Here is an 8,277-nt window from a genome sequence, read left to right on the forward strand (position 1 = left end):
ACCACTTATGCATATTTTCAATCAACTTTATACAAATATTTTGAATTAATATTCATGAAAAGAAAAAGTAGCTATTAATTATATATAATTTAAAAAAGTAAAATATTATTAATTAACATAATTGAGGTATTATATGAAAGGAGAAGTATTTTACGGTAAAGGAATAAGAGAGTTAGAAGATGAAGAACCAGATTTATATGCATTGGTTAAAGACATTAATGAAACAGTCTGGAACGGTAAAGTTTTAGATTACAAAACCCAAAAATTAATCGCAATTGGAATTACTGCTTCCCGTGCAGATCCAAGAGCAACCAAAAAACAAATCCAGAGTGCAATCAATGAATTGGATATAACAAAAGAAGAAATTATTGATGTTTTAAGAGTTGTTTTATTAACCTCTGGTATGCCTGCATTTTCTAAATCATTACAAATTTTAAATAGTGTAATTTCAACAATGGAAGAATAACTATTCCATTGTAAACTTCTTATTTTTTTTTAAATTGTGTGAGAGTTCTTTTTGAATTTCACATTCACTATTATCGTATAGTACAATGCTTTAGGTTTTGTAAGTGCTTGTTTTAATGGTCTTTTTTAGCTCATTTTTTCTGGCATTTCGCTCATATGTATTTTTTTTTAAATTCAATTAAAAATCTTTATATATTAATAAATCTAATTATAATTTGTAAATTTGGATGTGGTTAAAATGGATGTTATAATTTGGATATTCATAGCAGTAATATTTGTTATACTTGAGTTAATCACCACAACATTCTTTTTAGTGTGGTTTGGTATTGGAGCACTTGCTGCTGCTATTTTAAACTACTTGGGATTCGATATTTATGTGCAGTTTTCTGTATTTGTAATTGTATCTGCAATTTTGATACTTTCAACCAGAAAATTTGCAAATAGAATCACTCCTGATAGCACTAAAAAGACCACTGCCGAAAGGCTTATTGGAAAAACTGCAAAAGTGATAAGGCAAATTGATGAAAGCACTTATGTGGTTAATGTTGCAGGTGAGGAATGGTCTGCACATACAAATGATTCAATCAATGTAGATGATACTGTGAAAGTTGTTGGAATTGATAGCATAATATTAATTATTGAAAAAATCGATTAAGGAGATTAAAAATGTTGTTTGAACTATTCATTTTAATTATCGTTATTTTAATTATTGTAGGGTTTAAATCTGTTAAGATTTTAAGGCCGTATGAAAAAGGTGTAGTTGAAAGACTTGGAAAATATAGCAGAACCGCTGAAAGCGGTGTTGTAATACTTATTCCGTTTATAGAAAAAATGGTGAAAGTTGATTTAAGGGAACAGGTTGTAGATGTTCCTCCACAGGAGGTAATCACAAAAGACAACACTGTAGTAGTCGTTGACTGTGTAATCTTTTATGAAGTTGTGGATGCTTTCAATGCAACATACAATGTAGTGAACTTCTATCAGGCAATCACAAAACTGGCACAGACAAACCTAAGAAACATAATTGGTGATTTGGAGCTTGATGAAACACTGACTTCACGTGAAATGATTAATGCTGAACTCAGGGAAGTTCTGGATGTTGCAACAGATAAATGGGGAAGTAAGGTTGTACGTGTAGAAATACAAAAAATAGAACCTCCACATGACATTGTTGAAGCAATGAGTAAACAGATGAAAGCGGAAAGGATGAAAAGAGCATCAATTCTTGAGGCTGAAGGATACAAACAGTCTGAAATCAAAAGATCAGAAGGGGATAAGCAGGCAACAATCCTTGAGGCTGAAGGTAATGCAGAATCAATCAAAAAAATGGCAGAAGCAGACAAGCAGGCTGCAATCCTAAGAGCTGAAGGGGAAGCTGCAGCTATCCAAAAGGTCTATGCTGCAATCCATGAAGGAAATCCGGATGACGGTTTGATTGCTGTTAAATACTTGGAATCTCTTGAAAAGATTGCTGACGGTAATGCAACTAAAGTGTTCCTTCCTTTGGAATCCAGTGGTGTTTTAGGATCTGTTTCCGGAATTGCGGAACTGTTTAAAGAGGATAAGGAATAATTATCCTCTTAAACTAAAATCTGTCTAATGATTTCGAAAATAAAAAATCCGATAAATATGATCATCCCATAATTCATAAACATTGTTTTAAGGGGTGATTTTAAACTTATTTTAGTTTTAGTGCCATTGAATTTGGCCTTCTTGATGTTGCTTAACCCATAAATCCCAATTGCTATTGATGCAGTTAAAACTGCAAAATAAATCAGTATAACGGATGCATCTGCAAGATTAAAACTTGTTTGCATGGCTGTAGCGGAATTTGAAACGAATAAACTTACAACAGAACCCATGAAATTAACAATTCCGTGCAATATTATTGTATAGGTTATTTTTCCACTTTTAATATAGACATATGCCAGGAATCCTCCAAGAAGCAGTGCATAGAAGAATTGATTTAAATTTCCATGGAATAATGCAAAAAGCACTCCAGATAATATTATTGATACCTGTGCACCATATTTTATTGTTCTGTCGATTAGAAACTTTCTGAAAAATATTTCTTCAAAAATTGGAGCAATTATACTGATTACAATCAGATTGAACCATATATCCGCACTGTTAATCAGCTGCTGGACGGGATTTGAAATGTCACTTTGAATCGCACCGCTTAAAAGTGAGGTTATGGCTAAACCTATAAGATTTCCTATCCACATCAGTGTTAAGGTGATTCCAATATACATTATGAATGTTTTAACTTTCACTCTTGTTTTTTCTAGCTTAAAACTTTCAAGCTTTTTCATTAGCCAGTAGAATATTGGAAATGGTAGTATGTAGTTGCAAAATGATGACAGTCCACTTAAGATATTGATGTCTGTCAAATATTCTGGATTTGTAATGTTCAGGATATTTACAATTAAGATTTGAAATAATATTGCAAGCGCTCCAAGTATTAGGTAATTTATCCCTATTTCTGCGAAGAATTTTTCATGAATGTTCAAATTTCACACCTATTATATTCATTTCAATTTTGTAGTATTTTTAGTTATTGCTAATTATTTAGGTATTCCAAAATATTTATATAATGTTATAGATATAATTAGGTGTACCTAAAAATAGGGGGAGTGTACTTGAGAGGAAGATATGGAAAAGGCCATTCATCAATCGGACTGGAACTTGGAATGCATTTGTTTTCTGAATTTTTACGAACATCTCACAAATCAAGATGGCGCATAGGAAATGACATCAAGAAATGCACATTATGTGGCAAATGTGAATTTGTATGTCCTGTAAATGCAATAACAGTAAGCGTACATAATCAAACATGGACATTAAACAATAGACGTTGCACACAATGCCTTAAATGTGTCATGAAATGTCCGACCCGTTGTCTTGACCAGGTCAGATTATAACCGTATGTAACTTTTAGGTATAACTAACATTTTACTTATTTTTTTTAGTATAATTAAGTTTACATTATTTTTTTAGGTTTAACTCAATTTTAAACCGTTTAATTTAAATATAATGACTAAGTTATTATTTAATTGTATAATCAAAACTTATACCTTTAAAGGCATTTCAAATTTAAATTAGCTACTTCATGTTTTTAACATGATTTTACCTCAAGTACACACATTTTGCTTTTTTAAATTTTTGCCTTTATTGTATGCTATTTTTAAATATTTTTTTCATTCTGAGATTTTTAAGTAATGTTTTTTGGCATCACTAAAAATTATTTTGATGCACGTAAATTATTTTTTTGTATAACTAAATATAAATCCTTTGATTAGCCTAAAAAAGCCTATAAAACCGATTAGTTTATATAGGATAACTTATTAATATTGTAGTGTCAGATAGCTTATGTAAATCAAAGATATGTTTTAGGTTTGCATAAGTTTTGAGATCAGGTACAAAATATCTTCTAGGCTGAGCGGGAGAGTCTTTGTTTCCAGTAATAAAATAAAATATTTTAGGCAAACCTAAAATATTAATATATTGAAAAATAAATATATTATTCGTTGGAGTATTTTTTTTAACTTCAAAAATGTATATTTAAATAATTTAAAGGATGGTATTTAAATGAATAGAGAAGATATTATTAACACTTGTGTACAACATAAACATGCATTAATTTTCGCAGCAGGAATTGCAACTGCTATCGTAAGTAAAAAAGTATTAGAATCAAAAACCGTAAAAGACGCAGCAACAAAAGGAATGGCAACTGTAATGTCAGCAAAAAAAGATGCTGAAGAATGCTTCCAAGACATGAAAGAAAACGCTGAAGATATTGTTGTTGACGCAAACGCTGATACTAAAAAAGAAATCTACGTTGAATCTAAAGAATAAATGAATTATTATTTTTATTAGTGATAAAATGAAATATCAAGTAATGCATGATAGCGGATCACGTTTAAGAGTCCGCGCTGGCCAATGGGCCTTCACCAAGGAGGAAGGTTACGGTCTCGCTTCATTACTTTTAGACCAGGATTTTATCCATGAGGTTTTCACATCCCACAGAAACGGAAGTATATTAATATACTATGACGGGGATGTTGAAAGCAAACAAAAAATATTTGATATCCTAAATGGAATTACTTTAGATGATTTATTTGAAGCCGAACCGACACAAACTCAGGTTTCAAAAGAAATCACAGATGATTTTTACTTAAAACTATCAAAAATGATAGGTCGCAGGTTACTTGGAAGATGGTTCCTGCCATTACCTATAAAGAATATTCTAACCATTTACCGTGCAATAAGGTATGTATGGGAAGGTATGGATAGTTTAACTGATTTCCGTATAGATGTGGCTTTACTTGACGGAGCAGCAGTTGCAGGTGCATTACTGCAAAGACAATATCAGCCTGCAAGTTCCATGATGTTCTTGTTGTCAATCTCCGACGCTTTAGAGGATTATACAGTACAAAAAGCAAAAAGTACATTAAAAGACAGTTTGGCTTTAAACATTGATACTGTCTGGGTAGTCGGAGACGATGGTGAGGAAAAACAAGTTTCAGCTATGGATGTCAATAAAGGAGATAAAATCAAAGTTCACATGGGTGATGTAATCCCTGTGGATGGTAAAGTAGTTGACGGCGAAGGCATGGTTAATGAAGCCTCAATGACAGGTGAACCGTTGGCGGTCCATAAATCTCTTGGAAAAACAGTTCACGCAGGAACTGTAATGGAAGAGGGAAACATTGTTGTTGAAGTGTACTCAATGAACAAGGAAACAAGATTAAATAAAATCATTGACTTAATCGAAAATTCAGAAGATTTAAAGGCTGCAACTCAAAGTAAAGCTGAAAAATTGGCTGATTCAATCGTTCCATACAGTTTCCTTGCAACAGCATTGACTTATCTGATAACCAGAAATGCATCCAAGGCATTATCTGTATTGATGGTTGATTTTTCATGTGCAATTAAATTGACAACTCCATTATCAGTAATATCTGCAATGCGTGAAGCATCAGACAATAGGATGATGGTTAAAGGAGGAAAATTCCTTGAATCCTATGCAAATGCAGACACTATCGTATTTGACAAGACCGGAACATTAACCAATGCAACTCCAAAAGTTGTAGAAGTAATTCCGATGTCTAAAAAGTATTCAAGAGATGAAATCCTGAGAATGGCAGCTTGTATTGAAGAGCACTTCGCACACAGTATTGCAACTGCAATTGTAAAACAGGCTGAAGAGGAAGGTCTTAAACATGAAGAAGATCACAGTGAAGTTGAATACATTGTAGCTCACGGTATTGTAACTGAATATGATGGAAAACGTGCAGTAATCGGATCAAGACACTTCCTGTTTGATGATGAGGGAATAAAAGTAACTAAGACTCAGGAGAAGAAAATCTCCAAAGAGGTTGCTGAACACTCTGTAGTTTACCTTGCAATTGATGGAAAGCTTGAAGGATTGATATGCATTGATGATCCGGTACGTGAAGAAGCAAAATATGTAATTGAAGAGCTTAAATCTTTAGGCATTGAAAATGTCATAATGCTTACAGGGGACAGTGAAAGCGGTGCTAAAGCAGGTGCTAAGGCATTGGGTATCACTGAGTACAGATCACAAGTACTTCCGGAAGACAAGTCCAGAATTGTTGAAGAACTTAAAGCGGAAGGAAGAACCGTAATCATGGTTGGAGACGGCATTAATGACTCACCGGCTCTTGCAGCAGCGGATGTGTCCGTTTCAATGAAACATTCCTCTGACATTGCCCGTGAAGTGGCGGACATATCATTATTGTCAGATGATTTGTATGATCTTGTTACTTTAAGAAAACTGAGCACTGGAATGTTGGATAAAATCAACTCCAACTACCGCAATATTGTTGCAGTGAACGGTACTCTTCTCGTATTGGGTGTTATGGGTGTAATTCCACCGTCAACATCATCAATGGTGCATAATTTATCCACAATGCTGTTCGGTGCAATGAGTACAAAATCTGTTTTAAATGACAGGGATTATGTAAGCGACATTGAAGTAGAAGCTATTGAAGTAGCTGATGCTTCATAATTTTTTTCTTTTTTTCTTGATTTTTTTTAAAGTTTTTATACTATGATTGTTAAAATTGTATATGTATAAAAATTTTTATTAAGTGATTTAATGTTTGATAATTACAGAAATAAATTTATTCCATTGATTTTACCAATTTGTTTAATCATTTTTTGGTATTTAATTACTGAAGGATTGGGGTTGGTCAATCCATATATATTGCCAGGTCCGATTACAGTATGTGAATCAGCTTGGGAGTTAATTTTAAATGGAAAACTTCTTGCAAACACATTGGATACATTATACAAGGTGTTTGGTGGTTTAATATTAGCTTCTGTTGTTGCAATTCCTTTAGGAATTTTGCTTGGATGGTATAAGACACTGGAAGACATTGCGACTCTTGTCATCAGTGTTTTAAGACCGATTCCTCCTGTTGCATGGATTCCATTTTCAATCTTATGGTTTGGAATCGGAATGTTTCCGGCAGTATTCATTATATTTATGGGTTGTGTATTCCCGATTTTGGTTTATACAATTGATGGAGTTAAAAGAACAGATAAAGTTTTAATTGAATCAGCCCAAACATTAGGGGCAAGTGACTGGAATGTTTTAAGAAGGGTAATTCTTCCTTCCACAGTTCCATATATCGTTTCCGGTTTGAAAGTGGGTATTGGTATTGCATTGATGTGTACAATTTCTGCGGAAATGGTTGGTTCAAGCAGCGGTTTAGGTTATATGATTTTAACAGCTACCAGTTTATTTGATCCGGGTACAACCGTTGTAGGTATGTTGGATATTGGTATAATTGGTATTGCATTTGATTATGTATTTACTAAAGCACAGGACAGGATATTTTGGTAGGTGTTAAGTGTGTCAATTGAAGTAAAAAATATTAACAAATCATTTAAAAGTAAAAAAACTGATCATTTATCTGTTTTGGAAGATATTAACTTAACTATTAATGACGGTGAATTGGTTTGTCTTTTAGGACCTTCCGGTTGTGGAAAAACCACTCTTTTAAGACTGATTGCAGGCCTTGACCACCCTACTTCCGGCGAGATTATTGCAAACGGTGAGAAAGTTACAGAACCGTCCGGTGACAGAGCAGTAATCTTCCAGCAATATTCACTGTTCCCATGGCTGACTGTATTGCAGAACGTTACCTTTGGTTTGGAGATGACAAAGCAGGGAACTAAAGAGGAAAATATTGCTGCGGCTGAAAGATACTTGACAAGTGTAGGTTTAATAGACTTTAAAGATAGCTATCCTCATGAACTTTCAGGAGGTATGAAACAGAGGGTTGCAATTATCAGATCTTTGCTTAATCATTCACCAATATTGCTTATGGATGAACCGTTTTCTGCATTGGATATGCAAAATAGACACAAGCTCCAGGAACAGCTTATTGGGGTTTGGAAAAGATTCAACAACACAATTGTTTTTGTAACTCACGATGTTGATGAAGCGGTGTATCTTGCAGATAAAATTGTTATCCTTGATAAAAATCCGGGTAAAATCGCAAAAATAATTGATGTAGATATTGAAAGGCCAAGAAAAAGAGAATCTGAAGAGTTCATAGCCCTTCAGGAATCAATTGTTGAAAACTTGGATATGGGAGATTAGTTAGATTAACTATTCTTCTAAATAACTTTTTTTTTTTAAATTGGGTGTCCGTCAAAACTGATTTTTGAGTATTGAGTTTTAGTAAATGTTTACATCAAGCTTTAATTGATGTGTAGTGGATACACTTTCGCAAAAATCTACAATATCTTCTTTATTGTTTTGCTCTCCTCGAATAAGAT

General features: G+C 33.3%; 9 protein-coding genes. 8 read left to right on the forward strand and 1 reads right to left on the reverse strand.

The features are described 5' to 3' along the window. Positions 1 to 133: 133 nt before the first annotated feature. From IJ258_RS06030 to IJ258_RS06040, 3 genes are all read left to right on the forward strand, one after another. Positions 134 to 466 (forward strand): carboxymuconolactone decarboxylase family protein, encoded by a 333-nt coding sequence (locus IJ258_RS06030; protein ID WP_292804391.1) that lies wholly within the window; start codon positions 134 to 136, stop codon positions 464 to 466. 237 nt (positions 467 to 703) lie between these two features. Continuing rightward, the gene (locus IJ258_RS06035) at positions 704 to 1,120 is read left to right on the forward strand and encodes an NfeD family protein (RefSeq protein ID WP_292804394.1); all 417 of its coding nucleotides are present in this window, start codon (positions 704 to 706) and stop codon (positions 1,118 to 1,120) included. 14 nt (positions 1,121 to 1,134) lie between these two features. After that, positions 1,135 to 2,037 (forward strand): SPFH domain-containing protein, encoded by a 903-nt coding sequence (locus IJ258_RS06040; protein WP_366514573.1) that lies wholly within the window; start codon positions 1,135 to 1,137, stop codon positions 2,035 to 2,037. Between the two features lie 8 nt (positions 2,038 to 2,045). Here IJ258_RS06040 and IJ258_RS06045 read toward each other — a convergent pair whose 3' ends face one another. Next, positions 2,046 to 2,975 carry a CPBP family intramembrane glutamic endopeptidase gene (locus tag IJ258_RS06045; RefSeq protein WP_292804399.1) on the reverse strand — a complete coding sequence of 310 codons (930 nt, stop codon included), beginning with the start codon at positions 2,973 to 2,975 and terminating at the stop codon, positions 2,046 to 2,048. A gap of 129 nt (positions 2,976 to 3,104) precedes the next feature. On the opposite strand from IJ258_RS06045, the gene IJ258_RS06050 reads away from it, so the two are divergent. The 5 genes from IJ258_RS06050 (at position 3,105) to IJ258_RS06070 (ending at position 8,098) form a co-directional block, all read left to right on the forward strand. Continuing rightward, the gene (locus IJ258_RS06050; RefSeq protein ID WP_292804401.1) at positions 3,105 to 3,386 is read left to right on the forward strand and encodes a 4Fe-4S dicluster domain-containing protein; all 282 of its coding nucleotides are present in this window, start codon (positions 3,105 to 3,107) and stop codon (positions 3,384 to 3,386) included. Positions 3,387 to 4,053: 667 nt separating this feature from the next. Further along, entirely contained in the window at positions 4,054 to 4,320 is a 267-nt protein-coding gene (locus IJ258_RS06055) for a DUF6110 family protein (protein WP_292804404.1), read from the forward strand. Between the two features lie 28 nt (positions 4,321 to 4,348). Beyond that, a complete protein-coding gene (locus IJ258_RS06060; RefSeq protein WP_292804407.1) occupies positions 4,349 to 6,496 on the forward strand; it encodes a heavy metal translocating P-type ATPase in 2,148 nt (715 codons plus the stop codon). 90 nt (positions 6,497 to 6,586) lie between these two features. After that, a complete protein-coding gene (locus IJ258_RS06065; RefSeq protein ID WP_292804410.1) occupies positions 6,587 to 7,336 on the forward strand; it encodes an ABC transporter permease in 750 nt (249 codons plus the stop codon). Between the two features lie 9 nt (positions 7,337 to 7,345). Then, positions 7,346 to 8,098 (forward strand): ABC transporter ATP-binding protein, encoded by a 753-nt coding sequence (locus IJ258_RS06070; protein WP_292804413.1) that lies wholly within the window; start codon positions 7,346 to 7,348, stop codon positions 8,096 to 8,098. Positions 8,099 to 8,277 lie beyond the last annotated feature (179 nt).

The sequence above is a fragment of the Methanobrevibacter sp. genome (assembly GCF_017468685.1).
In the GTDB taxonomy this organism is placed as follows: domain Archaea; phylum Methanobacteriota; class Methanobacteria; order Methanobacteriales; family Methanobacteriaceae; genus Methanocatella.

Coding starts and splice junctions, on each gene's coding strand:
- IJ258_RS06030 (WP_292804391.1), top strand. CDS start 134: ATGAAAGGAGAAGTATTTTACGGTAAAGGAATAAGAGAGTTAGAAGAT.
- IJ258_RS06035 (WP_292804394.1), top strand. CDS start 704: ATGGATGTTATAATTTGGATATTCATAGCAGTAATATTTGTTATACTT.
- IJ258_RS06055 (WP_292804404.1), top strand. CDS start 4,054: ATGAATAGAGAAGATATTATTAACACTTGTGTACAACATAAACATGCA.
- IJ258_RS06060 (WP_292804407.1), top strand. CDS start 4,349: ATGAAATATCAAGTAATGCATGATAGCGGATCACGTTTAAGAGTCCGC.
- IJ258_RS06065 (WP_292804410.1), top strand. CDS start 6,587: ATGTTTGATAATTACAGAAATAAATTTATTCCATTGATTTTACCAATT.